Below are 1,075 nucleotides of genomic sequence, written 5' to 3' on the forward strand. Positions count from 1 at the left end.
TAACGTGAGCATCATGTAGAACTCCAAGCACTCATCTCGAATAGTCGACTGGGTCTAGAACCCGTATTTCGCAATAAAGAGAACGCTTATTATGAATAGTAATCACATGCAAAACATCAATGTCGGAGTTGATATTGGTAAATCACAACTAGATATATTTATCCGCCCCCTTGATATCTTTTTCACTGTTGCTAATGACACAAAAGGTATTAGAGATGCAATCAATAAGATAAAAATTAACAAGCCTCAGCGCATTGTAGTTGAAGCCACTGGCCGATTGGAAATGCCATTCATTCTAGCCTGTTCAGAAGCAAAGCTCCCCTTTGTTATCGCTAACCCTATGCACGTTAAACGATTTGCAGGCGCTATAGGTCGACGAGCCAAAAATGACCGATTAGACGCCGAACTTATCGCTCACTATGCCGAAGCCATCAAGCCTAAACTGACTGAGTTAAAACCTGAAAAAATAAGATTAATGAGTGATTTAGTTACTCGAAGAAATCAACTACTAACCATGCAGACCATGGAGAAAAATCGCCATCAAATCTTATCTAAAACACTCGTTTCTACCATTAAACCGATTCTTACGGTGCTAAAAAACCAGATAACAAAAATCGAGTTGAAAATACAAAAGCTAATTGAAGAATGTACCGAGTATCAAAGTAAAAACATCATATTACAGAGCATGCCTGGGATCGGGAAAATAGCAGCGGCGTCTATTATCAGTAATATGCCTGAGCTAGGCTATATAACGAATAAACAAGCAGCTTCGCTCATCGGGGTTGCCCCCATGACCAAAGAAAGTGGAGCCTACAAAGGTAAACGGGTCATCCAAGGCGGACGAGCACAAGTACGAACTGTACTCTATATGGCAATGATGTCGGCTATGCAGTGTAACCCTGTGTTTAAAGCCACTTACCAGCGACTGCTTGGGCAGGGCAAGCCCAAAAAAGTCGCCATCATTGCATGTGTCAGAAAGATGGTAATTATCTTAAATTCGATGCTAAGAGATGGCGTCATGTGGGATGAGAATACAGGTAAAAATAAGTTATTGACGCCATAGTCGTTAGTTAGG

At 41.0% G+C, this 1,075-nt stretch carries 1 protein-coding gene; it reads left to right on the forward strand.

Annotated elements, in window-relative coordinates; all coding sequences use genetic code 11:
* Positions 1-91 precede the first annotated feature (91 nt).
* Entirely contained in the window at positions 92-1,063 is a 972-nt protein-coding gene (locus ACROAE_RS20575; RefSeq protein WP_432406186.1) for an IS110 family transposase, read from the forward strand.
* Positions 1,064-1,075 lie beyond the last annotated feature (12 nt).

This window comes from Shewanella sp. MF05960, from assembly GCF_050849305.1.
Classification (GTDB): Bacteria; Pseudomonadota; Gammaproteobacteria; order Enterobacterales; family Shewanellaceae; genus Shewanella.

What these genes read in the sequence shown, in the direction of transcription:
- ACROAE_RS20575 (WP_432406186.1), top strand. Translation starts at nt 92, where the DNA reads ATGAATAGTAATCACATGCAAAACATCAATGTCGGAGTTGATATTGGT.